The following is a 25,743-nucleotide window of genomic DNA, read 5'->3' on the forward strand; positions in this document are numbered from 1 at the left end:
TCCTACCTCAACTCCAGGAATCGCGCAGTGTCACTGTGCGGTTGAATACCGGCTTGCCCGGTTTCGAGTCCTTCAGATCCGCGCAGAAATACCCTTCGCGTTCGAACTGGAAACGGTCTTCCGGCTGAGCTTCGCCCAACGACGGCTCGGCCCGACAACCAGTGAGCACTTGCAGTGAGCCCGGGTTGATGTTGTCCAGGAAGGTCTTGCCCTCCTCCGCCTTTTCAGGGTTCGCGGACAGGAACAGGCGGTCATAGAGACGCACTTCGCACTCGACGCTTTCAGCGGCAGGCACCCAGTGGATGACGCCCTTGACCTTCCGCCCCTCCGGGTTCTTGCCCAAGGTGTCCGGGTCATAGGAGCAACGCAATTCGACGATGTTGCCCTCGGCGTCCTTGATCGCCTCATCGGCACGGATCACGTAGCTGCCCCGCAGGCGCACTTCGCCGTTCGGCTCCAGGCGCTTGTAGCCTTTTGGCGGTTCTTCCATGAAGTCATCGCGATCGATGTAGATCTCACGAGAGAACGGCAACTTGCGAACGCCCAGCGCTTCCTGCTGCGGATGCCGCGGCAGCTCCAAATGATCGACCTTGCCCTCGGGGTAGTTGGTGATGACGACCTTCAAGGGGCGCAGCACGCACATGGCGCGCGGCGCATTGTGGTCCAGATCCTGGCGGATGCTGAATTCGAGCATGCCGAAATCGACGACACCGTCGGAACGGTTGGTGCCGATCATCTCGCAGAAGTTGCGGATCGACGCCGGGGTGTAGCCGCGGCGACGGAAGCCCGACAGGGTCGACATGCGCGGGTCGTCCCAGCCGCTGACGTGCTGTTCGTCCACCAATTGCTTGAGCTTGCGCTTGCTGGTGATGGTGTAGTTCAGGTTAAGGCGCGAGAACTCGTACTGGCGCGGTTTGCAGGGCACCGGCAGGTTGTCGAGGAACCAGTCGTACAGCGGACGGTGGCTTTCGAATTCAAGGGTGCAGATCGAGTGAGTGATGCCCTCGATGGCATCCGACTGCCCGTGGGTGAAGTCGTAGATCGGATAGATGCACCACTTGTCGCCGGTCTGGTGGTGATGGGCGTGGCGGATGCGGTACAGGATCGGGTCACGCAGGTTCATGTTAGGCGACGCCATGTCGATCTTCGCACGCAGCACGCGGGCGCCGTCTTCGAATTCGCCGTCTTTCATGCGGGTGAACAGGTCCAGGTTTTCCTCGACGCTGCGATCGCGGAACGGGCTGTTCTTGCCGGGTTCGGTCAGGGTGCCACGGTATTCCCGAGCCTGCTCGGGCGTCAGGTCGTCGACGTAGGCCTTGCCGGCCTTGATCAGGTCGATGGCCCACAGGTAAAGCTGGTCGAAATACTGCGAGGCATAGCGCACTTCACCGGCCCATTCGAAGCCCAGCCATTTGACGTCGCGCTCGATGGCGTCGATGTATTCCTGATCTTCCTTGGCCGGGTTGGTGTCGTCGAAGCGCAGGTGCGTGACGCCGCCGAATTCCTGAGCCAGACCAAAATTGACGCAGATCGATTTGGCATGACCAATGTGCAGGTAGCCGTTGGGCTCCGGCGGAAAGCGGGTCACGATCTTGGTGTGCTTGCCCGAATCCAGGTCTGCCTGCACGATCGGGCGCAGGAAGTTGGTGGGAATGGCAGGGCCTGCCTTGGTATTGGCAGCAGCGTCTTGAGTGGGCTTGCTCATAGGATCCTTGAAAACCTGACAGTCGCGGCCAGGGTAGGCCGAATAAATCAAAGCGCCTATCATAGCCGAACCTGTCAAGCCCCTGACAGCGCGGCGTGACAAAACTGCCGCACCCGGGCCGCAATGCTGTGCTCCAGCGTTTCAATCGTGACTTTCGTTTGTACGGCTGGCCTCTGTAAACTGCGCGTCTGGGTGAAATCCGCGACACTTGCAGCCTCGAAGCAGCGTTGCAATCCGCGATCGACACGTCCAACCACGCATTCCAAAAGAGCGACTGAGCACATGTCCAAAGTAAAGCTGACCACCAACCACGGTGACATCGTCCTGCAACTGAACGCTGAAAAAGCGCCGATCACTGTCGCCAACTTCATCGAATACGTAAACGCTGGTCACTACAGCAACACCGTATTCCACCGCGTCATCGGCAACTTCATGATCCAGGGCGGCGGTTTCGAACCCGGCATGAAGGAAAAGAAAGACAAGCGTCCAAGCATCCAGAACGAAGCCGACAACGGCCTGCCGAATAAGAAGTACTCGATCGCCATGGCCCGTACCATGGAACCGCATTCGGCCTCGGCGCAATTCTTCATCAACGTCGCAGACAACAGCTTCCTGAACCACAGCGCCAAGACCGTCCAGGGCTGGGGCTATGCCGTATTCGGTGAAGTGATCGAAGGTTCGGACACCGTCGACAAGATCAAGGGCGTGGCCACCACCTCCAAAGCGGGCCATCAGGACGTACCACAAGAAGACGTGATCATCGAGAAAGCCGAGATCATTGAGTGATACTGCTGATCTCCGATCTGCATCTGGAAGAAGGACGCCCGGACATCACCCGGGCGTTTCTGGATCTGCTCAGCGACCGCGCCCACGGTGCCGAGTCGCTGTACATTCTCGGCGACTTCTTCGAAGTCTGGATTGGCGACGACGCCATGTCGCCCTTCCAGCGCTCGATCTGCGAAGCGCTGCGTGCCCTGAGCGACAGCGGCACGCAGGTCTTCCTGATGCACGGCAACCGCGATTTCCTGATTGGCAAGGCGTTTTGCAAAGCGGCAGGTTGCACACTGCTGCGCGACCCGAGCGTGGTGCACTTCAACGGCGAACCGGTGTTATTGATGCACGGCGATAGCCTGTGCACCCGTGATGAAGGCTACATGCGCCTGCGCCGCTACCTGCGCAATCCGCTGACATTGTGGATATTGCGTCACCTTCCGCTAAGCACCCGGCACAAGCTGGCGCGCAAACTGCGCAGCGAAAGCCGCGCTCAGACGCGCATGAAAGCCAATGATATTGTCGATGTCACCCCGGACGAAGTGCCGCGGGTCATGGCGACACATGGGGTAAAGACCTTGATCCATGGTCACACCCACCGTCCCGCCATCCACAAACTGCAGATCGGCAATGACACGGCGCAGCGCATCGTGCTGGGAGATTGGGACCGCGAAGGCTGGGCCTTGCAGGTCGATGAGCAGGGCTTTCAACTGACCTCTTTCGGGTTTGTGCCGGAGCAGCCATTGGCGTTGCCGCACAGCCCTCAGACGCCTTGATCGTTCCCACGCTCCGCGTGGGAATGCACCTCGTGACGCTCCGCGTCACATCGAAGGCGGACGCGGAGCGTCCTGGGCGGTGTTCCCACGCGGAGCGTGGGAACAATCATCAACAATCTTAAGCCAACGGCGATCAATGCCCCGCCCCAGGCCCGGCCTTGGCCACGAATGGCGGCTTGGCCAGCCAGATCACCAGAATCAGTGCCATGAACAACCAGCCCATCATGTAAAAATAATCGACCGTCGACATCATGTACGCCTGGCTGGTGACCATGCCGTCGAGTTGGGCATACGCCTGATTGCTCGCCCCGCCGAGGGTTTCCAAGGCCTGCCGCGTGGTCGGTTCGTAGTTGTTGACGTGCTCGCTGAGGTACGCATGGTGCATTTCGGCGCGACGAATCCAGATCCAGGTCGTGAGTGACGCCGCGAAGCTGCCGCCCAGATTACGCAGAAACGTCGCCAACCCCGAACCGTCGGCGATCTGCGACGGCGGCAGGTCGGACAACAGGATGCTCAGTGTGGGCATGAAAAACAGCGCGATCCCTGCCCCCATGAACAGCTGCACCAGCGCAATGTGTTGGAAATCCACCTCGCTGGTGAAATTCGAGCGCATGAAACAGCTCATGCCGATGCCCAGGAATGCGAGGCCGGCCAGCATGCGCAGGTCGAATTTGGGCGCGTATTTGCCGACGAAAGGCGAAAGAATCACCGGCAGGATGCCGATCGGCGCCACCGCCAGGCCCGCATAGGTCGGCGTATAGCCCATCTGTGTCTGCAGCCATTGCGGCAGGATCAGGTTGATACCGAAGAACCCGGCATACCCCATCACCAGGCAAATCGTGCCAACTCGGAAATTGCGAAAGCTGAACAGCCGCAGATTGACCACAGGATGCTCGTCGGTCATCTCCCAGATCACGAACGCGGCCAGTCCAATGACCGAAATCACCGTGCCAATGATGATGAAATTCGACGAGAACCAGTCCAGGTCATTCCCCTTGTCGAGCACGATCTGCAACGCCCCAACGCCGATGATCAGGGTGATCAACCCCACATAATCCATAGGCTGGCGGCTGGTGGTCACCGGGCGCGCTGCCATCTGGGTGCGCACCACGAACGCGGCGAACAGGCCGATCGGCACGTTGATGAAGAAAATCCACGGCCACGTGTAACTGTCGGTGATCCAACCGCCGAGGATCGGTCCGGCAATCGGCGCCACCACCGTGACCATGGCCAGCAGCGCCAGCGCCATCCCGCGTTTCGCCGGCGGGTAGACGGCAATCAGCAGTGTCTGGGTCATCGGATACAACGGGCCTGCGACCACGCCCTGCACCACCCGAAAGCCGACGAGTTCCGGCATCGAGGTAGAGATACCGCAGAGAAACGAGGCCATCACGAACAGCAACGTGGCCCAGATGAACAGTTTCACTTCGCCGAACCGGCGGCTCAGCCAGCCGGTCAGCGGCAACGCAATGGCGTTACTGACCGCAAATGAAGTGATGACCCACGTACCCTGTTCGGAGCTGACCCCAAGGTTGCCCGAAATGGTGGGCAACGCGACGTTGGCGATCGTGGTGTCGAGCACCTGCATGAAGGTCGCCAGCGACAGGCCGATGGTGGTCAACAACAGGCTGGGCGGCGTAAAAGAAGCGGGAGCATTGTTTCCACTGCTGTTGCTGCTACTCATCGCGAATCCTTTGACACTCGGAGAACGCCCCGGCCAGCGGTCGGGGCTTATCGTGGAAACTGACGAATCAGCGCTGGGCTGTCTTGCCCGGAGCGGAAGCGCTGTTTTCGTGGATAAGGCGGGCGATCAACGTGTCCGCGTCAGCCAATTGCTTGACGTAAACGTCGGTAGTGAACGACGCCTGCTTGGGTGGCTGCTGCGCCAGCACAGGGCCGCTCTGGTCATGCAGGTTCACGTCGACCACGGTCGACAGGCCGATGCGCAGCGGATGGTTCGCCAGTTCGTCCGGGTTGATGTGAATCCGCACGGGCACCCGCTGCACGATCTTGATCCAGTTGCCGGTCGCGTTCTGTGCGGGCAACAAGGCGAATGCGCTGCCAGTACCGGCCCCGACGCTGTCTACGGTGCCGCTGTATTTCACGTCGCTGCCGTACAGGTCAGCTTCGATGTCTACTGGCTGGCCGATGCGCATCTTGCCTAACTGGGTTTCCTTGAAGTTGGCATCGATCCACAGTTGATCCAGCGGGATCACGGCCATCAACGCGGTGCCCGGCTGGACGCGCTGCCCCAACTGCACCGTGCGTTTGGCGACGTAACCGGTGACCGGCGCGATCAGCGTGCTGCGCGCACTGTTCAGGTAAGCCTGACGCAATTGCGCCGCTGCGGCCTTCACGTCAGGGTGCGACGAGACCTGCGTGTCGTCGATCAGCGCCGTGCTGGTCGCCAACTGCTGCTGGATGTTGGCCAGGGCATTCTGAGCGCTGGTCAGGTCATCCTTGGCGTGGGACAGCTCTTCCTGGGAAATCGCCCCGCCCGCCGCCAGATTGCGCCGACGGTTGTAGTTGTCCTGGGCCTTTTGCACTTCGGCGCGCTGAGCGGCCAGTTGCGCTTTGATGCCGTCCACGCTGCTGTACAGACCGCGGACCTGGCGCACTACCTTGCCCAGATTGGCTTCGGCGCTTTGCAGCGCGACTTCGGCGTCGTTCGGATCGAATTGCACCAGCGTCTGGCCTTCACGGACCAGATCGCCATCATCGGCGCCAATGCTCACCACCGTGCCGGTCACCTGTGGCGTGATCTCCACCACGTTGCCGTTGACGTAGGCGTCATCGGTGCTCTCGTACCACTGGCCGTAGACCTCGTACCAGCCCCACACACCGAGGCCAGCGACGATGACGAGAATCGCCAGCCCGATCATCAGCAACTTGCGCTTGCGCGGGTTCTTCTGAGGTTGGCCAGGCGCGCCTTTCTGGTCCTTCTGATCCTGCGACGGCTTCTGTTCGTTGCCGTCCTTGGATTCGTTTGCAGCAGTGTTTTCTGAAGTGGCAGTGGCCATGACGAATACCTTAATGAGTCAGCGAGGCAGTTGACGGAACGGCCGGGGCGGCGTTTTCGCCGGTTTGGCTTTCTTCGAAGCCTCCCCCGAGGGCCTGCATCAACTGAATCGAAAGATCGATGCGTTCGGCGTTGAGATCAGCCAGTTGGCGTTGCGACTGCAGCAGTTGCTGCTCCACCGTCAGCACGTCGAGGTAATTGCCGATACCTGACGAATAGCGCTGCACGACGGTGTTGTAGGACTTCTGGATGACGTCGGTCGCTTGCTGGCGAGCGTCGATCTGACCTTCGATCGAATGCAACTGGCCAATGTTGTCGCTGACATCGCCCAAGGCCCGCACTAGGCTTTTGTTGTACTGCGCGACCGCGAGGTCGTAATCGGCATCCCGCGCATCCAGATCGGCGCGACGTCGGCCGCCGTCAAAAATAGGCAGCGATATGGCTGGTGCGACGTTGAAGAAGCGACTGGCCGAACCGAACATCGCATCACCCAGCAGCGATTCCACGCCAGCCGAGGCACTCAGGTTCAGGTTCGGGTAGAAGTTGGTCTTGCTGGCCTCGATGTTCTTGCTCGCCGCCTCGACCCGCCAGCGTGCCGCGACCAGGTCCGGCCGACGACCGAGCAATTGGGCAGGCACCACGGAAGGCAACGCCACCACCGCAGGCTTGAGAACGCTGGGTCGCGCCAGCGCTTCCCCACGGTCCGGACCTTTGCCCATCAAGACCGCCAGGGCGATCTTCGCGCTGCGCAGCCGCTTGTCAGCGTCCGCCAACGCCTCGCGTGAGCCAGCTTCCAGGCTTTGCGTCTGTTGATACTGGTACTCACTGTCTATGCCCGACTTGAACCTGCGAGCGCCAAGTTCCAGCAATTGCCGGGTACGTTTCAGGTCATCGGCGGCCAGGTCCCGCACGATATAGGCATGCCCCAGATCGCTGTAGGCCCTCGCCACATCGGCCGCGAGCGTCAACTGCGCAGCCCGTTGATCGACTTCATACGCCCTGGCCTGCCCCAAGGCAGCTTCCCACGCCGCACGCTGGCCGCCCCACAGATCGAAGGTGTAATTGAAGCTGGCTCCCAGGCTGCGCAAGGTGCTGTAGCGGTCACCTTGGCCGAGGGGGTCCTGATCCTTGGCCAAGCGTGAGCGGGTCACGCTGGCATCGGCATCGACCGTCGGCATGCGATCGGCATCGGCCGCATACGCAGCCGCACTGGCTTGATGGGTACGCGCAGCCGCGACCTGCATGTCTGGACTGTCACGCAGCGCCTCGGTGATCAGGCCATTGAGCTGAGGATCGCCAAGACTCGCCCACCAATCCCGCTTTGGCCACGCCGCTGGTGACAGGGCGACGCCGGTCAGGCTCTGTCCGGCCTGCAGGCTATTGGCGTCCAGACCGACCGCTTGCGTGTCGAGGCCTCTGGAGTTGGCGCAACCGGCCAATACCAGTGCCACGAACACCAGGCTCAGTGCGGTCCGGCCGCCGACGCTCGAAGCGTTGTGCAAGGCCTTGCCTTGCCTGAATGGACTGTTCATCGGGCTGCAATCCGCGCAAGCGTGATGGGATCGGCAGCAGCGACCAACACTTTGGTCAGCAGCTTTTCCAGCGTGGCGAGTTCGTCATCCTCCAGCACGCCGACCATTTCATTCATGGCCTTGGCGCCAATGTGCGGCAACAGGTCGGAAAGCGCTTTCCCGGACTCGGTCAACACCAGTCGGACCTGACGGCGGTCCGACTCAGAACGAGTGCGCGCCAACAGGTCTTTCTGCTCAAGACGGTCAAGCATGCGCGTCATCGAACCGCTGTCCAGACACAACGAACGGCAAAGATCGGCCGGCGTATCAGCGTCGTATAGCGCAATGATCACCAGCACTTTGAATTGTTGAGCGGTTAGGTCGTAGGGCTCGAGGTGCTTGTCGAGGATGCGGTTTTTCAGCAGATCCGCGCGACCGATCAGCATTCCGAGCAAACTGTTTTGAAAATTCTCAGGCGTGAAATGTGCCATCGATAGTCACCCATTATCTGCCTAGGCAGTGAATATGGGTGGATATTACTGCCTAAGCAGCAAACACACAATGAAACAATTTTTAGGATCTGTAGTTCCTCATTGCCATCCTTGGCGGATGAGTGGCTGGGATTCGTCTGCGTCATCAGGGTTTCCCCTGCTTTCACTTTCAAGACCCGCCGCCTATGATCAGACCACCGCGTCGCCGCGGCCCTTGGCGTGCCATGCTGCATGCTTGATTCTCATCCCAAGCAGTCGAGCCAGATGATTACTCTTCAAGACCTCAACGATTTCATCAGTAACCCCGAGTTGAACGACAGCATTGCGCAGGTCTGGGATCTGATCGGCTCGCACTTCGAGCAAGCCCAGGCCACGCTGCCTCCAGAGCGCGCCATGCCGCGCCGCGAACTCTCGTTTCACGACCACGTCCGCTTATTGGGTTATCTCGCGCTCTTGATTGAAGGCATTCCGGGGGACGTGGTGGAAATCGGCGTGTGGAAAGGTAAATCGCTGGTATTGATGAACGAAGTCTGCAACCGCGAACGCCGTGTCATCGGCATCGACCCGTTCGAGTTGCCCAACCAGTTCGAAGAGTTCAGCCATTACAAGGACGCGCTGCTGCCCAATGCGCAAGTCCTGCGAGGCTATTCGGAGCTGTGTGCCGAGCGCTTCTATCACCTGAATCCCAGCGTGGCGTTGCTGCACATCGACGGCGGCCACGCCGGACGCAACGTTTTGCTGGACTTCCTGTTGTACTCCCCAGCCGTGGTGCCAGGCGGATTCATCGTATTCGACGATTACGGCGATTACCTGCACTCACCCGAGGTGGGCCCTGCCGTCGACCTGCTAAGGGCTACAGGCTACTTCAAGGGCTTCCACGTACTGGGTTGCGTGCGCGGCTTCGAAAGCAGCTATGTGATTCAGCGCGTGGGCTGATTCAGCGACACTTGGCGACGTCAGGCCTGACAGTGCCGTGCGCTGTCAGGCCGGGACGCCACTGTGAAAGCGGAAATCCGGATCCGGGCTTTCGATCAGCTCACGCTCGGCCAGGCGGATTTCTTCGATCTTCCCATCGACGTCGGCCTCCTCGCCATAGAGGTAGGCGAGTTTGAGGTAATCCTGAAAGTGACGGGCCTCGGACTTGAGCAGGCTTGCATAGAATTTCGCCAGATCGTCATCCAGGTGCGGCACGAGCGCGGCGAAACGCTCACAGGAGCGGGCTTCCACGATCGCGCCGACGATCAGAGCATCGGTCAAGCGGTACGGGTTATGGTTGCGCACTCGCTTGCGCAGCGCCCCGGCGTAGCGGGCCGAACTGATGTTGGCCATGGGGATGCCACGCTTCTTGATGATGCTGATCACTTGCTCGAAGTGACGCAGCTCTTCGCGGGCCAGCCGCGACATCTTGGCCTGCAGATCGAATTTGTCGTTGTACTGGAACATGAACTGAAACGCCGCACCGGCGGCTTTCTTTTCATTGTTGGCGTGATCGATCAACAGCACATCCAGATTCTGCAGGGCGGCCTCGACCCAACGGGCGGGGGTGGGGCAAAGCAGGAAAGCGTTGACTTCCGGATACATCTGCATGGCATTCACAACTGGCTGATAGGCAAAGCGCAGCATTATACGGCGCTCAGGCCGCAGAGCCAGCCTTGCCGATGAAACCTGCCAGGGACAGCTCGGGCGCTAGCGCCTCAGCCCATCGCGTCTTTCAGAAACCCCGGCGCGATATAGCGTTCGTAATGGGCCTCGGACAACAGGAAAAACTCTCGGTCGATGGCATCGCGCAGCTCGGGCAGCGCCCAGTCGCGGAACTCCGGCAACAGCACCATGCCGTACGCCTCGATGTTGTTGATGACCCGTGCTCCCCGCGCGATCAATTGATAGGCCCAGCAGTATTCCGATTGCTGCGCCACGAAACGAATCTTGCGTTGCTCCAGTTGCTGGCGCAGCAGCGCCGGATCGAACACTTCGACTTTCGCCGCCATGACTTGCACCAGCAGGTGTTCCAGACGCAGCCAGACCGCGCGCTTTTCCTCTTCGTTGTAGCCGTTCCAGTGAATCACCTCGTGGTGGAAGCGCTTGCAGCCGCGGCACACGAGGTCTCCGTAGACGGTTGAACACAGGCCGACGCAGGGCGTCTTGATCACTTGATTGGGCATGGCGCGGACACACGGACACAGACGAAACAGGCCTGCATGTTAGCCCTTTGTCTAACGGGGTTCACCCCTGAAGATGTAGGGGCTAACTTACCTTCCGCCTTTTTTTGCCGTAGAATCACCGGGCCTTTTAAGGCGCCAATGTCCGTTGGAAGCTGTTTTCAAAGCGTCACGAGCACAGTCAAGTCAACCCGGCAGTACGGTTCTACGACGCAGGTTCGCCTGCGTCCCCTCCTCGGAATCGCTCATGCAGGCGTAAAACTTTGAAAACAGCTTCTGTTGGAGATCGTCAGCGTGCTGCCTAAAGACTCACGAAGTCTTTTACGGGCACGGATGCGGACTTTCTCTGGATGAGCGTCCCGGACACCCATTTGGGACCACTGATGAGGGTAATACTGTGCTTGAAGCCTACCGTAAACACATCGAAGAGCGTGCCGCCCAGGGTATCGTGCCCCAGCCGCTTAACGCCGAACAAACTGCAGGCCTGGTCGAGCTGCTGAAAAACCCACCGGCTGGCGAAGAAGCTGTCCTGCTTGACCTGATCACTAACCGCGTTCCTCCTGGAGTTGACGAAGCTGCCTACGTCAAGGCCGGGTTCCTTTCCGCTCTGGCCAAGGGCGAAGTCACTTCCCCACTGCTTGACAAGAAACGCGCCGTAGAACTGCTCGGCACCATGCAGGGCGGCTACAACATCGTGACCATGGTCGAGCTGCTGGACGACGCCGAACTGGCGCCGGTCGCCGCCGAGCAACTGAAGCACACCCTGCTGATGTTCGACGCCTTCCACGATGTCGCTGAAAAGGCCAAGAACGGCAACGCACACGCCAAGGCCGTGCTGCAATCCTGGGCAGACGGCGAGTGGTTCCAGAAGCGTCCGACCCTGGCCGAGAAAATCAGCCTGCGCGTCTTCAAAGTCACAGGCGAAACCAACACCGACGACCTGTCGCCCGCACCAGATGCCTGGTCCCGTCCAGACATCCCGCTGCACGCACTGGCCATGCTGAAAATGGCCCGCGACGGTATCGTGCCTGACGTGCAAGGCTCCATCGGCCCGATGAAGCAAATCGAAGAAATGCGCGGCCAGGGCTTCCCGATCGCCTATGTTGGCGATGTGGTCGGTACCGGTTCTTCGCGTAAATCCGCCACCAACTCGGTGCTGTGGTTCTTCGGTGACGACATCCCTTACGTGCCGAACAAGCGTGCCGGTGGTTTCTGCTTCGGCAGCAAGATCGCTCCGATCTTCTACAACACCATGGAAGACGCGGGCGCTCTGCCCATCGAATTCGATGTCTCGAACATCAACATGGGCGACGTCATCGACGTTTACCCGTATGCGGGCAAAGTGTGCAAACACGACAGCGACGAAGTCATCACCACCTTCGAACTGAAAACACCAGTCCTGCTGGATGAAGTTCGTGCGGGCGGCCGTATCCCGCTGATCGTGGGCCGTGGCCTGACCAGCAAGGCGCGCGCCGAACTGGGTCTGCCACCTTCGACCCTGTTCAAGCTCCCTGAAGAACCTGCAGCCAGCACCAAGGGTTACACCCTGGCGCAAAAAATGGTCGGCAAGGCATGTGGCACCGAGGGCATCCGCCCGGGCACCTACTGCGAACCCAAGATGACCACCGTCGGTTCTCAGGACACCACCGGTCCCATGACCCGTGACGAACTGAAAGACCTGGCGTGCCTGGGCTTCTCCGCCGATCTGGTCATGCAGTCTTTCTGCCACACCGCTGCGTATCCAAAACCGATCGACGTCAAGACCCACCACACCCTGCCCGACTTCATCATGACCCGCGGCGGCGTCTCGCTGCGTCCAGGCGACGGCATCATCCACAGCTGGTTGAACCGCATGCTGCTGCCGGACACCGTCGGTACCGGTGGTGACTCGCACACCCGTTTCCCGATCGGCATTTCCTTCCCGGCCGGTTCCGGCCTGGTGGCGTTCGCCGCGGCCACCGGCGTCATGCCGCTGGACATGCCGGAATCGATCCTGGTCCGTTTCAAAGGCAAGCTGCAACCCGGCGTCACCCTGCGTGACCTGGTTCATGCCATTCCTTACTACGCGATCCAGAAAGGCCTGCTGACCGTCGAGAAGAAAGGCAAGAAAAACGCCTTCTCTGGCCGCATCCTGGAAATCGAAGGCTTGGAAAGCCTGACCGTCGAACAAGCCTTCGAGCTGTCCGACGCCTCGGCTGAACGTTCAGCCGCCGGTTGCACCATCAAGTTGTCGAAAGAGTCGATCACCGAGTACCTGAACTCCAACATCACCCTGCTGCGCTGGATGATTGCGGAAGGTTATGGCGATCCTCGCACCCTGGAGCGTCGCGCCAAGGCGATGGAAGCCTGGATTGCCAATCCTGAGCTGCTGGAAGCCGACAAGGACGCCGAATACGCCGAAGTCATCGAAATCGACCTGGCCGATGTCAAGGAGCCGGTACTCTGCGCGCCGAACGACCCGGACGACGCTCGCCTGCTGTCCAGCGTGGCTGGCGAGAAGATCGACGAAGTGTTCATCGGTTCGTGCATGACCAACATCGGTCACTTCCGCGCTGCCGGTAAGTTGCTGGATCAGGTCAAAGGTCAGCTGCCAACCCGTCTGTGGCTTTCGCCGCCGACCAAAATGGACGCTCACCAACTCACCGAAGAAGGCTACTACGGCATCTACGGCAAGGCCGGCGCGCGCATGGAAATGCCAGGCTGCTCGCTGTGCATGGGTAACCAGGCACGCGTCAACGCCAACGCCACGGTGGTCTCGACCTCGACCCGTAACTTCCCGAACCGTCTGGGCGACGGCGCGAACGTCTACCTGGCCTCGGCCGAACTGGCGTCCGTGGCCTCGATCCTGGGTCGCCTGCCGACCGTCGAGGAGTACATGGAATACGCGGGCAAGATCGACAGCATGTCGGCCGATGTCTACCGTTACCTGAGCTTCGACCAGATCGCCGAATTCCGTGAATCGGCGGCTAACGCCAAGATTCCGGTGGTTCAGGCGTAAGGTATTGATGCTCTGAAAGAACCCCGCTTCGGCGGGGTTTTTTTATGGGGTTGTTGTGTTGCGGGGCGAAATCGGGCGTTGTGGGGTTCACTCGAAGGCCCTACAGGGGTGCCCTTCGGGCACATCGCGGGCAAGCGCGCTCCTACATTTGTTGCAACGTGCCATGGCCTGATAGACCGAGTCGGTAGCTTTGATACCTGGCACAGCATCTTCGCGGCTTTCGCCAAGGCTAAGACGCGGCCCTCTCATATGTGGCACGTTCAAGCAAATGTAGGAGCGCGCTTGCCCGCGATTGGCCAGCGCCATGGCCTGATAGACCGTGTCGGTGGCCTTGATAATTGACACAAAGTGTTCACGACTTTCGCCAAGGCTAAGAAGCGGCCTCTCAGATGCGGCACGTTTAAATAGGTGTAGGAGCGCGCTTGCCCGCGATTGGCCCGCGCCATGGACTGATAGACCGTGTCGGTGGCCTTGATAACTGACACAAAGTGTTCACGGCTTTCGCCAAGGCTAAGACGCGGCCTCTCAGATGCGATACGTTTAAATAGGTGTAGGAGCGCGCTTGCCCGCGATTGGCCCGAAGGGCATCCACATAGCGGCCTCAAGCTACACCGACAAAACAGCCTCGTATCTCTCGGCACGGGGTTCTTTCTTGCGGCTTACAGCCCGTAGCTGATCGCTCAGACCACCGCCGTCCGCCCACTCATGGCCAGGTCCAGCCACTCAGGGTTGGCCACCGCATGCATTGCGTAGCCATGGCCACGTGCGGCGCAACCTTTGACTAGCACCGCGCCCCATCGCTCGACCAATGGGATAGGGTGTCCAGCCACAGGTCCAGGCGCCCTTCGACGTACCGGGGACCGTTCTGCCTTTGCGGTCCAGTTGCGCGATAGGTATTTGCCATAAAAATCCAAGTTTGATTTTCTACGAAGCAGGGTTAATTTTAATGAAACTATCTAAACATAATTATGACTCATCACTGCCTAGAACCGGCGCACACCTCTTTAAAACTCAACACCACACTCATGCAGGGCGCTTAACATAAACCAGTACATCCATATCATCTTTATGCCCCGGCAGCGTATCTTCGTACAAGTCAACCGCCCAATCGAAACGGCTACTAAAAATAGTAATATTTTGCAAATCCTCCAGCGTCATAACAGAAAGATAGTGCGCCACGTCCAACCCTGAACATTGGTATACATAGCTTTTCCTTTTTTTAGCCGTTTTTTCTTGTGTGTACTGCGGCATGAGATATACATTTCTCTCCTTGGCTATAAAGCTTTCTTTTTTAACCGCTTCAAAGCTTTCAATATAGCTATCTTCGTGATACGAACCTGATAACGGCCGCCACGTGTTAAACCAAAAATATTTTTTTTCGGTAAACGATTTCTTCTCGAGATCGAACCTAGGTTTTCGCTCTATCCTGTTCCTTACAAATTTATAAATGTAGCATTTCAAAACTCGAAAGCCTTGTTCGTCGTCAAGCAAGCGACCTGGGTACGGCGTCACCATTCGGGCTAGTCCTTGAAAAAAACATGACCCACATTTTGTGATCCATCTCTCCACCTATAATGCGGGAGATCATTTCCAACATTGACCTAGCGATCGCGCCACTGTCGAAGTTTCTCCCCTTGACTCTTTGAGAAGCACATTAGCATCTGAACTATAACCAATCTTAGCTTTAAAATTTTCCCAGGTCATTTTCAACTTAAAATGCATCATCAGAGACAGCCCGTCAAAACAATTCATTATCCACCCCGCCAACGAGTGCCTTTTAAAACTCGAAACAACAGAAAATAAAACCTCAACTAGCCTTACCAAACTAATCACCAGGCTTGCGCCAAAATTTCAGCTTATCCACCACACGCTCAATGTCATCCATATCATCATCACCCACCCCATGATCAAAAGGTTCACAGAGTATGCTTCTAACCTTATTCAAACGATCACATATACCATTCTCATCTATAAACCTCGTAGTCTCAAGCGCATACTCAAGATCTGTCTCCGGGGTAGGCGGCCGATCTGGGTGCAGATAATAATAACTCCCCATATCGCCAAGCGAGATAAGAATATACTCTATTTCACACAGCGCCTGAATTACCACCTCGCCTTTATACGACACCACTTCGTTTTGCTTTTTCATATCACGTCCTAATGACAAAAGCGGGGTTATCCAACACCACATCCCCTTTCACGGTCAGCTCAAAGGCCGGAATATTTGGCGGTCGATGCGAGAAAGATGTTCGCAATTTAATGGTGATCTCACTAGTGCAAAACGTCCTTACCAGTCCTCGGCCCATGATTTGCTATAAGTAGGAAATTGTATTGGACGTATTCGTATTCAATCGCCTGGCTTACTCCAAAACTTTACAGTTTCAATAGCTCTCTCTATGTCATCCATATCATCATCTCCAAGCTCGCTGTTGAAAGGTGCGGACAGTATGGCTCTTACCTTATTAAGCCTGTCAAATATCAGGTTTTCGTCGATAAATCTAGTCGTCTCTAGCGCATACTCAAGATGTGTTTCATCCGTTGGTGGGGATTGCACGTTTTGATAGTAGTAACGACCCATTTCCCTTAATGAGATCATTATGTATTCTATTTCGCACAGGGCATCAATGAGCTGTGCGCCCTCGAGTTTGATTATCTCATTTTCTACTTTCATTCCATTTTATCTCCTTATCGTGAAAGTGGGGTTTTTGAGAGTTACGTTCCCTTTGATTGTGAGCTCTTTAGTGTGATATCTAGGGTTGGGTATCCATTCCAATTCGCTTTCAAGCACATCAGTTTCTACGAAGTGCTTACCCCTGCCTCTTGTAATTCCAAGTGTCACTTGGGCTTCTATTTCGCTCAAAGGTTTTTTTTTGGCTGGCTCTACATAAACTCGATTGTTATCTCTCGCGATGATTATTCCTGATTCTCTAATGCCATCTATTCCCTTTCTGTTTGTGTAATGCCGCACACGTACGACCTTCTTACACCACCCCCACGGATCCACCCACCCAATCGCATTCGGCGCGTACTGATACAGGTTCAGCCCGCCCGCCAGCCCAATCGGGTCGGGGGTGGTGAAGCGGCCTATGTCCGGGTCGTAGTACCTGAAGGTGTTGTAGTGCAGGCCGGTCTCGCGATCAAGGTATTGGCCCTGAAAGCGCAGGTTCTGGTTTTCGGGAAAGTGGGGTTCGCGGGTTTCTTCAGTGGTGTTGCCCCAGACTTGGTAACGCGCGCGCCAGACGAGGTGGCCGTCGGGTTCGGTGAGTTGTTCGGGTAGGCCGTTGAGGTCGTTGTGGTAGTAGCGCAGTGTCTGGTGTTCGCCTCGGCCGTCGACGCGGGCCAGGGGTTCGTGGCTCTCGTCCGCGTACAGGTACAGGGTGGGCAGTCCGTTTTGCTCTTCGTGCAGCAGGCGAAGGCCGTCCCAGAGGAAGGTCGTTTCGCAGAGAATCCGGCCGTCGGGGTGGTGCAGGGTTTTGCCGATGCGTCGGCCCAGCGGGTCGTAGGTCATGCGCACGACGTGGCGATCGGGATTTTGCACTTCGATGAGGCGGCTTTCGGCGTCGTAGACGAAGCGTTGCAGCCCGCGCCGGATACTGCGTTTTTCGCTCAGGCGTCCGAAGCTGTCGTAGCGGTAGTGCTTGTCCTGCCAGGTCAGCAGTCGGTTCTGGGTGACCCGCGTCTTGCTGGATTCGCCGGCCACCAGGTTGGCGGCGGGGTCGTAGGTAAATCGCTCCACTAGCCGGCTGACGCTGTCTTGGGCGGTCATTATCCGGCTGCTGGAGTCGTAGCCGAACAGGGTCCGATGCTCGCCATGACGCTGCTGCTCGACACGGGTCAGGAGGTTGTCGGTCAGGTCGTATTCGTAGGTTTTTGTGCTGTCAGCGGGCAAAGGCCGAGGGCGGCTTTCGTGCTGGCGGGTGCGTGAGTGCAGGCGGTCGCTGCGGTCGTAGGCGCTGCAAGTGAGGAGCTTGCCCTGGGTTCGCAGCACCTCACGGTGCAGCCGATCCCGTTCGAAATCGCAGACTACCTGGCCGTCGAGGTTCAGTTGATGCAGGTGGCCGCTGCCGTAAAGCAAGCGGTTGATCCAGCGCCCATCGGGGGTTTGCGTCTGGATCAGGTTGCCAAGTTCGTCGTAGCGATGAAGAACGGTGCCCGATGGGGTCGTTTCGCTGACCAGGCGGCCGAGTGCGTCGTAGGCGAAGCCAACGCTGCGTCGCTCACCCTCGTTGTCGGTGAAGGTCACGTCAATCAACTGATCGAGCAGGTCGTGGGCATACGCCGTGCGGCCATCGTCAGTCACTTTTGCGATCAGGCGTCCGACGGCATCGCGCTCGAAGCGGTGAACGATGGCGTCCAGACCCGCCAGTTGGGTGGCACATTCGACGTCGCCCAGCGCGTCGTACTGATACTGGCGTTGGCTGCCGTCGAGATCCTGCTGGGCGATCAGTTGATCCGCTGCATCCCAGGCAAACCGGTAGCATTCTCCGTTTTCGTTGGTCAGCGTTTCGAGTCGGCCATAGGCGTCGTAGCGGTACTCGACCGTGCGCTCGTGGGGGTCCTGACGCTGCCGCAACCGTCCTCGTCGGTCGTAGCCATAGCGGGTGATCTCCCCCGCAGCATTGACATAACCGACGAGCAAACCGCTGTCATCGTGCAGGAAACGCTCGACGCGCCCGACCGGCGATTCGCGCAGCTGCAAACGACCCAGCGCATCGTGCATGTACTGCGTGCGCTCGCCGAGGGCGTCGGTACGTCGGTCCAGAAACCCGCGCCGGTCATAGCGAAATTCAGTCTTGTGGCCCGAGCAGTCCAGATAATCGGTCAGTTGCCCGAACTCATTCCAGCGCAGGGTCTTGCTTTTACCCTTGGCGTCGATGACCTCGATGACCCGCCCCCGTTCGTCGAAGCGATAACGGGTAACCTGCCCCAGTGGATCCACCTCATGGGTGCGATTGCCCCGCCGGTCATAGCGGTATTGCCACTGATGGCCTGCAGCGTCGGTGTCCACCTTGGGCAGCGACCAATGTTCCAGCCAGTGAGTGGATTCGATGCGCCCGAGGGGATCCTCGGTCGACGTCAGGTTGCCCGCGTCGTCGTAGACAAAGGTCCACCGGCCTTGCTGAGGGTCAGTGGCGCTGAGCAACTGCCGCTCATCGTTCCACGAGAAATGCCAGGTCCGGTCAAGAGGGTCGGTGTACTCGGTGATCTGATGCTGGGCGTTCCAGCATCGAACGCTGCGGCGATTCAGGCCGTCGACGATGACCGTGCAACCTGCGTCCAGGTCATAGGCGAAGCGGTATTCGTCCCCTTCGTCGGTCCAGTGATGCACGACGCGCCACTCGCGCTCGTCGACCAGCGCCCATTCATAAAAACAGCGCAACCCGGTGGGTAACCGGTGCTCGACCATGCGCCGATGAACGTCATAGCTGAACCGCCGCTGCACATTGTCCAGCGCGTCGCGTACCTCACACAGATCGCCTTGATCGCTGTAAGCGTACGAGGCCAACACCTCTGAAGAGTCGTCATCGAACGACCGTTCGACACGCTCGACCCGGCCTGGCCATTGCCGCGAATAAACCAGCGTCAGACGCACGACATCCAGGGTGTCGTGCAGCCGAACCAGACGGCCTTCCGCGTCGTAGACCAGATGAATTCGGTTGTCGTTGCGGTCACCGAGCTGACTCAAACGTAGGCGTGAAGGCTCAACCAGATTCGGCTCGAACAGCCGGTAGATGCCGTCTTCGCTTTCGATCAGCACCCGCCCGTCGGTATGCCGCTTGACCGCCAGCCCCTCCCCCGCACTGAACACTGCACGCCCCAGTGCCAGCGTGCCCATGTCGATGCGCCGTGCCTGTTCGTCGATATAGATCAGCCCTTCGCCACCTTCCGTGAGGGCCTCGACCTCGACAGACACTTCAAATGCCACGCTCCAGCCCGCGCCGAACAGTCCGTCGCGTCGCGCATCCCGGCTGCTGTAAAACCGCTGCCACTCGATCGGCAACACGCCCGGCAGCACGAAGTCCAGCTCTTCACTGCCGCCCAAGACCTTGGCCCCGGTGGCGGCGTGCACCGGATTCGGCGAGGCAGTCACTGCCCGAGCCAACGCCCCGGCGGCAGCGCTGACAGCAGCGCCACTGGCCGCCCCCACCAACAGGCACGGCAGATTGCTGACAAATCTCGCCGGGCCGCCGCGCAGCGCCATCAGCGCTGAAACCGCGAGCCCTACACCGGGCGTCTTGCCGCTGCGGATGGTTCGGACAACCGCCTTGCCGCCGCCGATGCGCACATTGGGGGAAATCTGCCCGGAAGACACCACCACCGCGTCGCAGGTGCTGCGGTCCCCGCTGCGCACGGCGGGCTGGCCATTGATGAATACCGAATCCGAGCCTTCAGCCAGGTACTGCCCGGGCAGGCCGGGGTGTTTGTCGCAGGCGATCCAGTCCAGCGATTGCGGCACAGCACCGGGCTGCGGGGTGGCGACAGTCGGGCGCCACAGTTCCGAAAAGAAACCCTTGGCGATGTCGAGAAAGGTGCCCTCTGGCGCTTCATCTTCCGGCAGCTCGACCGATGCTTCAGAGATCGACCCAGCCGCACGTGCAGCGGGTAAACCGTTGATGAACACGTCGGGTGAGCCGCTGGTGATGTGCGCGCATACCGTGGGCGGAAAGAGATCGTTGGCCACCCCTTCGCAAAACGTGCTCAAGGCGTCATTGGCGCCGGTGAGATCCATACCGACCGTCACCGCAGCGCCGACGACAGCGCCCAACACGCAGGCGCCCAGACCACCGGTGGCGACCGTGACCCCGGCCGCCGCGACAATCGCGGTGGTCACCAGAACCGATGCGCCAACCGTGGCGATGACTTGCAATGCACCGCCGAAAAGGTCGGCGGCGATCGAACTGTGAGCGAGGGCATCGCCTTGGCGGGCAGCCCAAAGGGCGTCAGACATTCCGTGATCCGCGCTGAGAAAAGCGCGGAATCTAGGGGTTTACAGTGCGACTGTCCGGGCGCTGAAACACAAAAACGAGGGGCTACGATTCTTTCAGAAAGGGACTACAGGCGCTTGTCTTGGGCTCTTACTCGGGAGTCGGATATGTACGACGCTAGGGCATCAGAGTAAAAATCCCAAGCCAACAAAAAAGCCCCGCATCTCTCGATGCAGGGCTGTTTCTTGCAGACTGCCGCTTAAGACTCGAAGCTAACGCGTCTAAACCACCGCCACCTGCCCACTCATGGCCAGGTCCAGCAACTCACGGTTGGCCACGGCGTACATGGCGTAGTCATGACCGCTCGCAGCACGCAGCTCGACCAGCATGGCGCGCCAGCGCTCGACCATCGGCAGGTGCTGTTCCAGCCACAGGTTCAGCCGCTCTTCCACGTCCTCCGGACCGTTGGCCATTTGCAGCACCGACACCGTAATCGCCCGTTGCTGCCAGTCGATGTCGTCGCGGAACGCTTCGCGAGCCAGGGCCTGCCAGTTGTTTTCCACTGGCAAGGCGCTGATCTGCTGCAGGTACCAGGTCACGTCCAGCGAACTGCCCACCGCGAAGTACACCTTGGCCACGTCAGCTGCATTCTGGCCGGTGACGTCCGAAGCTTCGATGATCGGCAGCAAGGTGTACAAGTGCGCGGTGCCCGCGACCATACGCGCCAGCAGCTCAGGTACGCCAGCCGCGACGTACTCCTGATAGCGCGCTTGCCAGGCTTCACGCGGCGGCCCCTCCAGCAGCTCGTCCAGTTTCAGGCCCAGCGCGGCCAGGTGCGGACCGAAGTGAGCCACGTCACGTGCCGCGTCCAGTTCGTTGCGACGGCTGCGCAGGAACCAGCGGGTGGCACGACGCCCCAGACGCATCAGTTCGTCCATCAGCGCCAACTGGATTTCAGCCGGTACCTTGTAGTCCAGCGCCTCGATCTGCCGGAACCAGTGTGGCAGGTGGAAGATGTCACGCACGATGACGTACGCACCGGCCACGTTGGCGGCGCTCATGCCGGTCGACTCCTTGAGCCGCTGCACGAAGGTGATGCCCATGTGGTTCACCAGGTCGTTGGCGATCTGGGTGCTGACGATTTCGCGCTTGAGGCGGTGACGGCGCATGGAATCGGCAAACTTCGATGCCAGCGACGGTGGGAAAGCGGTGTCCATGTCGCGGGCCAGATAGTCGTCATCCGGCACACGGGACTCCAGCAGCGCTTCCTTGAGGTCGATCTTGCTGTAGGAGATCAACACCGACAGCTCCGCACGGGTCAGGCCTTTCTGCTCGCTGATGCGCTCGGCCAGTTCCTCTTCGGAAGGCAGGAACTCAATAGCGCGGTCCAGCTTGCCACGGGACTCCAGGTCGTTCATCAGGCGCTTGTATTCGGAAATGCGTTCGTAAGTGCGACGCGCCGCCAGCGAAAGGGCCTGAGTCTGCTTGTAGTTGTTGCCCAGCACCAGGTTGCCGACGTCGTCGGTCATGCTCTCGAGCAACAGGTTGCGCTGTTTCTCGGTCATGTCACCGGCCTGCACCACTTCATTGAGCAGGATCTTGATGTTCACTTCGTGGTCGGAGCAGTCGACCCCACCGGCGTTGTCGATGAAGTCGGTGTTGGTCGCTCCGCCCAGCAGGCCGAATTCGACGCGGCCCAGTTGAGTCATGCCCAGGTTACCGCCCTCCCCCACGACCTTGCAGCGCAGTTCGTTCCCGTTGACGCGCAGGGCGTCGTTGGCCTTGTCGCCCACGTCGGCGTGGCTTTCCGAACTGGCCTTGACGTAGGTGCCGATGCCGCCGTTCCACAACAGATCGACCGGCGCCTTGAGCAGGGCATGCATCAGTTCGGTCGGGGTCAGCTTGTCAGCGGTGATGTCGAAGCGCGCTTTCATCTGCGGGGTGATGGCGATGCTCTTCGCGCTGCGCGGGAAAATGCCGCCCCCTTCGGACATGATACGGGTGTCGTAGTCGGTCCAGGCCGAACGCGGCAGGTCGAACAGACGCTTGCGCTCGGCAAAGCTGGTGGCCGGATCCGGATTCGGGTCGATGAAGATGTGCAGGTGGTTGAACGCCGCCACCAGTTGCAACGTGTCCGACATGAGCAAACCGTTACCAAACACGTCACCGGCCATATCGCCCACGCCGATCACGCTGATGCTGTCCTGCTGGACGTTGATCCCGCGCTCACGGAAATGACGTTGCACGCCAACCCACGCGCCCTTGGCGGTGATCCCCATCTTCTTGTGGTCATACCCCGCCGAGCCGCCAGAGGCGAACGCATCCCCCAGCCAGAAGCCATAGTCGATGGCGATGCCGTTGGCGATGTCGGAGAAGGTCGCGGTGCCTTTGTCCGCAGCCACGACGAGGTACGGGTCATCGTCGTCATGACGCACCACGTTGGCCGGTGGTATCAGCACCCCCTCTTTCAGGTTGTCGGTGATGTCCAGCAAGCCGGAGATGAAGATGCGGTAGCAGGCGATCGCTTCGGCCTGGATTTCATCGCGGGTTCCGGTGGTCGGCAGACGGCGCGGCAGGAAACCGCCCTTGGCACCGACAGGCACGATGACCGAGTTCTTGACCTGCTGGGCCTTGACCAGGCCGAGCACTTCGGTACGGAAGTCTTCTTCGCGGTCGGACCAGCGCAGCCCGCCGCGGGCCACGTTGCCGAAGCGCAAGTGAACGCCTTCGACCCGTGGCGAGTACACGAAGATTTCGAATTTGGGCACCGGCTTGGGCAGTTCGGGGATCAGACGGGGATTGAACTTGAAGCTGAAATAGCCCTTGCTCTGGCCGTTGGCGTCGGTCTGATAGAAGTTGGTGCGCAGGGTGGCCTTGATCAGGTCCAGGTAGCGGCGCAGGATGCGGTCTTCGTTGAGCACCTGAACGTCGTCCAGTGCCGAGAGGATCGCCTGCTCCAGACGCTGCTGCATGTCGTCCAGGTCGTTGCCGGACAGCTTGCGCGCCAAATAGAAACGGGTCTTGAACAGGCGCGTCAGTTCGCGGGCGATGTCGGCATGGTTGTTCAGCGTGCTGGCGATGTAGCCGAGGTCGAAGCCCAGGCGGATCTGCTTCAGATACCGCGCGTAGGCACGCAGCAGCGCCACATCGCGCCAAGGAAGGCCTGCAGTCAGGACCAGCCGGTTGAACGCATCGTTCTCTGCATCGCCCCGTACGATATGCACGAACGCGTCCTGCAGCGTGTCGTTCAACTGTTGCAGGTCCAGATTCAGACCTTCGGCATAGGTGAAGGCGAAGTCGTGAATCCAGAATTCGCGGCCACTGGTATGGCGCAGGCGGTACGGGAATTCCCCCAACACACGCAAGCCGAGGTTTTCCAGGATAGGCAATACGTCAGACAGCGCCAGCGGGGTGTCGGCGTGGTACAGCTTGCAATGCAACTGCGCCTTGTCGCCTGACAGGGGCTGGTAGAAGCTCATCACCAGCGGTTTGGCATCGGTCAGGTTCAGCAGATGTTGCATGTCGACCACTGCCGAATGCGCTGCAAAGCGCTCGCGATAGCCGGCCGGGAAGCCTTTGGGGAAGTCGGCCAGCACGTTGGTGCCCTGCGCTTCGCCGAAGCTTTCGACGATCAGGCTGGCGTAGTCGTCCTTCCACGAGCGGCAGGCCTGGATGACTTCGCTTTCCAACTGTTGCGGATCGATGTCGAGGGTGACTTTTGGGTCCACCCGCAGGATCAGCTGGACGCGTGCCAGTACCGACTCGGAGAAGAACGTCCAGAATTCGCAGTCGCTCGCCTTCAGGCGCTCCATCAAAACCTGCTGGATCTTCTGGCGGGTTTCGGTCGAATAGACATCCCGCGGCACGTAGGCCAGGCAGTAGCAGAAACGGCCGTAAGGATCTTTGCGCAGGAACACGCGAATCTTGTTGCGTTCCTGGATCTGCACGATGGACATGACGGTGCTGAACAGTTCATCCACAGGCGTCTGGAACAGATCGTCGCGCGGCAGCACTTCGACCACTTGCGCCAGTTCCTTGCCCAAATGCGCCTTGGCGTCAAAACCGGACCGACGCTCGACTTCGGCGACCTTGTGGCGAATGTACGGAATATTGCGCACGCTCTCGCCGTACACCGAAGAGGTGTAAAGGCCCATGAAACGGCACTCCTTGATGACCTTGCCGCTGGCGTCGATCTGGCGGATCGACACGTAATCCGGATAGGCCGGGCGGTGCACGCGGCTCGGCGCGGCAGCCTTGGCGAACGACAGCAGCGTCGGCTCGTGCAGGTAGTTCACCGCGTAGCCTTCGATGTGCAGGTCGTCTTGGGTAAGGCCCGCGCGCAGCAGCTTGGTCAGCCCGAGAAAGGACGCCGGGTCATAGGTCAGTTGCCCGCCTTCACTGCCGCCTTCGACTGTGAATTCTTCGTAGCCCAGGAACGTGAAGTGGTTGTCCGCCAGCCACTCCAGAAAAACCTTCACTTCGGACTTCTCATCCGCATCCACGGCATATTCGGTGGCGTCGATGCCGGCCAGCAACTCACGGAGTTTGGCTTTCATCGGCTCGAAATCTTCCACCGCAACACGGACCTCGCGCAGCACCTGCTCCAGCTCGCGGGCCAGTACATTGAGCTCAGATGGGTTGGCGGTGCGGTCGATTTCCAGGTACATCAGCGACTCTTGCAAAACGCCTTCGCCAGTTGCGCCTTTTGGCAACAGGTCGACCAGATTGCCCTTTTCGTCGCGACGAACGCTCAGCACCGTGGTTTGCAGCGTATGAATGCTGTAGCCCCGACGGTTCAGCTCGGTACGGACCGAGTCCACCAGAAACGGCAAGTCATGGTGCAGCACCTCGACGGCGGTATGGGTGGATTGCCAGCCGTGACGCTCGTAATCAGGGTTGTAGACGCGCACTTGCGGGGCGTTGTGTTCGAAATGCTGGAGCAGCCGCCAGGCTGACAGGGTGCAGCCGGCAAGGTCCGAAAGCCTGCGCTGGGTCAGTTCGTCCAGCGAAATGATGCCGAAGAATTGATCGGCGAACAGCGCCACTTGTGGCAGTGCCTGTTCGCTGATGTGCTGGGCCAGTGCCGCTCGCAGTTGATGCTGAAAGTCGGGCTTGCTGGCTGCGGTGAAGAACGCCATCTGTGGTACTCCGCTTGGCTTGGCTTTTATATAGGAGAGATGCGTGTTTCGGGTCGTGCATGCATGGGTCGAAGGGTATCTGTTGCGTGAGCCCTGTTCGATGATAGTTGGCAGATCGTGACAAGGCGGCCGACACGCCCCCGTGCATAGGTACTAACGCTCGTCGTGTGTGCGTCGTCACATCCTTGGAGCCAATGACGAACGGGGCGTGCGCCCGGAGGGACAGCAGCGCAGGTTCGTTCATCTACG

General features: G+C 59.4%; 17 protein-coding genes. 4 read left to right on the forward strand and 13 right to left on the reverse strand.

Translation table 11 applies throughout. From position 1 onward, the window contains the following. Positions 1-7: 7 nt before the first annotated feature. On the reverse strand, positions 8-1,705 hold the full coding sequence (locus tag DBP26_RS12450; RefSeq protein ID WP_108238305.1) for a glutamine--tRNA ligase/YqeY domain fusion protein: 1,698 nt from the start codon (positions 1,703-1,705) through the stop codon (positions 8-10). A gap of 282 nt (positions 1,706-1,987) precedes the next feature. Here DBP26_RS12450 and DBP26_RS12455 point away from each other — a divergent pair, with 282 nt between their 5' ends. Further along, positions 1,988-2,491: a peptidylprolyl isomerase gene (locus tag DBP26_RS12455; protein WP_108238216.1), complete on the forward strand. Its 504-nt coding sequence runs from the start codon at positions 1,988-1,990 to the stop codon at positions 2,489-2,491. Then, positions 2,488-3,252: a UDP-2,3-diacylglucosamine diphosphatase gene (lpxH, locus tag DBP26_RS12460; RefSeq protein ID WP_108238215.1), complete on the forward strand. Its 765-nt coding sequence runs from the start codon at positions 2,488-2,490 to the stop codon at positions 3,250-3,252. The genes DBP26_RS12455 and lpxH overlap by 4 nt, the downstream gene beginning before the upstream one ends. Positions 3,253-3,385: 133 nt before the next feature. On the opposite strand, the gene DBP26_RS12465 is transcribed toward lpxH, so the two are convergent. The 4 genes from DBP26_RS12465 to DBP26_RS12480 form a co-directional block, all read right to left on the reverse strand. After that, positions 3,386-4,936: a DHA2 family efflux MFS transporter permease subunit gene (locus DBP26_RS12465; protein ID WP_108238214.1), complete on the reverse strand. Its 1,551-nt coding sequence runs from the start codon at positions 4,934-4,936 to the stop codon at positions 3,386-3,388. 67 nt (positions 4,937-5,003) lie between these two features. Further along, entirely contained in the window at positions 5,004-6,272 is a 1,269-nt protein-coding gene (locus tag DBP26_RS12470) for an HlyD family efflux transporter periplasmic adaptor subunit (protein ID WP_108238213.1), read from the reverse strand. Between the two features lie 10 nt (positions 6,273-6,282). After that, positions 6,283-7,803, reverse strand: a complete 1,521-nt coding sequence (locus tag DBP26_RS12475) for an efflux transporter outer membrane subunit (RefSeq protein WP_108238212.1) — start codon at positions 7,801-7,803, stop codon at positions 6,283-6,285. Beyond that, positions 7,800-8,273, reverse strand: coding sequence for a MarR family transcriptional regulator (locus tag DBP26_RS12480; protein WP_108238211.1), 474 nt, complete (start codon positions 8,271-8,273; stop codon positions 7,800-7,802). Before DBP26_RS12480 ends, DBP26_RS12475 begins: the two co-directional genes overlap by 4 nt. A gap of 264 nt (positions 8,274-8,537) precedes the next feature. Here DBP26_RS12480 and DBP26_RS12485 point away from each other — a divergent pair, with 264 nt between their 5' ends. After that, positions 8,538-9,209 (forward strand): class I SAM-dependent methyltransferase, encoded by a 672-nt coding sequence (locus DBP26_RS12485; protein WP_108238210.1) that lies wholly within the window; start codon positions 8,538-8,540, stop codon positions 9,207-9,209. A gap of 45 nt (positions 9,210-9,254) precedes the next feature. Here DBP26_RS12485 and miaE read toward each other — a convergent pair whose 3' ends face one another. Both miaE and DBP26_RS12495 read right to left on the reverse strand, forming a co-directional pair. Continuing rightward, complete coding sequence (gene miaE / locus DBP26_RS12490; protein ID WP_108238304.1) at positions 9,255-9,860, reverse strand: tRNA isopentenyl-2-thiomethyl-A-37 hydroxylase MiaE; 606 nt, start codon at positions 9,858-9,860, stop codon at positions 9,255-9,257. 107 nt (positions 9,861-9,967) lie between these two features. Continuing rightward, positions 9,968-10,435 (reverse strand): DUF1289 domain-containing protein, encoded by a 468-nt coding sequence (locus tag DBP26_RS12495; RefSeq protein WP_108238209.1) that lies wholly within the window; start codon positions 10,433-10,435, stop codon positions 9,968-9,970. A 394-nt stretch (positions 10,436-10,829) separates the two neighbouring features. Between DBP26_RS12495 and acnB the strand changes: the two genes are divergently transcribed. Further along, a complete protein-coding gene (acnB, locus tag DBP26_RS12500) occupies positions 10,830-13,430 on the forward strand; it encodes a bifunctional aconitate hydratase 2/2-methylisocitrate dehydratase (RefSeq protein ID WP_108238208.1) in 2,601 nt (866 codons plus the stop codon). A 680-nt stretch (positions 13,431-14,110) separates the two neighbouring features. Here acnB and DBP26_RS26950 read toward each other — a convergent pair. The 6 genes from DBP26_RS26950 to DBP26_RS12525 form a co-directional block, all read right to left on the reverse strand. Beyond that, the gene (locus DBP26_RS26950) at positions 14,111-14,260 is read right to left on the reverse strand and encodes a hypothetical protein (RefSeq protein WP_158541388.1); all 150 of its coding nucleotides are present in this window, start codon (positions 14,258-14,260) and stop codon (positions 14,111-14,113) included. A 193-nt stretch (positions 14,261-14,453) separates the two neighbouring features. Further along, on the reverse strand, positions 14,454-14,945 hold the full coding sequence (locus DBP26_RS12505; RefSeq protein ID WP_108238207.1) for a hypothetical protein: 492 nt from the start codon (positions 14,943-14,945) through the stop codon (positions 14,454-14,456). A gap of 310 nt (positions 14,946-15,255) precedes the next feature. Then, positions 15,256-15,579 carry a hypothetical protein gene (locus DBP26_RS12510; protein WP_108238206.1) on the reverse strand — a complete coding sequence of 108 codons (324 nt, stop codon included), beginning with the start codon at positions 15,577-15,579 and terminating at the stop codon, positions 15,256-15,258. A gap of 198 nt (positions 15,580-15,777) precedes the next feature. Next, positions 15,778-16,101 (reverse strand): hypothetical protein, encoded by a 324-nt coding sequence (locus tag DBP26_RS12515; protein ID WP_108238205.1) that lies wholly within the window; start codon positions 16,099-16,101, stop codon positions 15,778-15,780. A gap of 6 nt (positions 16,102-16,107) precedes the next feature. Then, positions 16,108-20,379, reverse strand: a complete 4,272-nt coding sequence (locus tag DBP26_RS12520) for an RHS repeat-associated core domain-containing protein (protein ID WP_108238204.1) — start codon at positions 20,377-20,379, stop codon at positions 16,108-16,110. Positions 20,380-20,637: 258 nt separating this feature from the next. Next, entirely contained in the window at positions 20,638-25,494 is a 4,857-nt protein-coding gene (locus tag DBP26_RS12525) for an NAD-glutamate dehydrogenase (RefSeq protein WP_108238203.1), read from the reverse strand. Between the last annotated feature and the right edge of the window lie 249 nt (positions 25,495-25,743).

Origin of the sequence: Pseudomonas sp. RIT409 (genome assembly GCF_003052515.2) — a bacterium.
Lineage (GTDB): Bacteria > Pseudomonadota > Gammaproteobacteria > Pseudomonadales > Pseudomonadaceae > Aquipseudomonas.

Coding starts and splice junctions, on each gene's coding strand:
- DBP26_RS12510 (WP_108238206.1), bottom strand. CDS start 15,579: ATGAAAAAGCAAAACGAAGTGGTGTCGTATAAAGGCGAGGTGGTAATT.
- DBP26_RS12515 (WP_108238205.1), bottom strand. CDS start 16,101: ATGAAAGTAGAAAATGAGATAATCAAACTCGAGGGCGCACAGCTCATT.
- DBP26_RS12455 (WP_108238216.1), top strand. CDS start 1,988: ATGTCCAAAGTAAAGCTGACCACCAACCACGGTGACATCGTCCTGCAA.
- DBP26_RS12470 (WP_108238213.1), bottom strand. CDS start 6,272: ATGGCCACTGCCACTTCAGAAAACACTGCTGCAAACGAATCCAAGGAC.
- DBP26_RS12520 (WP_108238204.1), bottom strand. CDS start 20,379: ATGTCTGACGCCCTTTGGGCTGCCCGCCAAGGCGATGCCCTCGCTCAC.
- DBP26_RS12485 (WP_108238210.1), top strand. CDS start 8,538: ATGATTACTCTTCAAGACCTCAACGATTTCATCAGTAACCCCGAGTTG.
- DBP26_RS12505 (WP_108238207.1), bottom strand. CDS start 14,945: ATGGTGACGCCGTACCCAGGTCGCTTGCTTGACGACGAACAAGGCTTT.
- DBP26_RS12480 (WP_108238211.1), bottom strand. CDS start 8,273: ATGGCACATTTCACGCCTGAGAATTTTCAAAACAGTTTGCTCGGAATG.
- DBP26_RS12465 (WP_108238214.1), bottom strand. CDS start 4,936: ATGAGTAGCAGCAACAGCAGTGGAAACAATGCTCCCGCTTCTTTTACG.
- DBP26_RS12525 (WP_108238203.1), bottom strand. CDS start 25,494: ATGGCGTTCTTCACCGCAGCCAGCAAGCCCGACTTTCAGCATCAACTG.
- DBP26_RS12450 (WP_108238305.1), bottom strand. CDS start 1,705: ATGAGCAAGCCCACTCAAGACGCTGCTGCCAATACCAAGGCAGGCCCT.
- miaE (WP_108238304.1), bottom strand. CDS start 9,860: ATGCAGATGTATCCGGAAGTCAACGCTTTCCTGCTTTGCCCCACCCCC.
- DBP26_RS12495 (WP_108238209.1), bottom strand. CDS start 10,435: ATGCCCAATCAAGTGATCAAGACGCCCTGCGTCGGCCTGTGTTCAACC.
- DBP26_RS12475 (WP_108238212.1), bottom strand. CDS start 7,803: ATGAACAGTCCATTCAGGCAAGGCAAGGCCTTGCACAACGCTTCGAGC.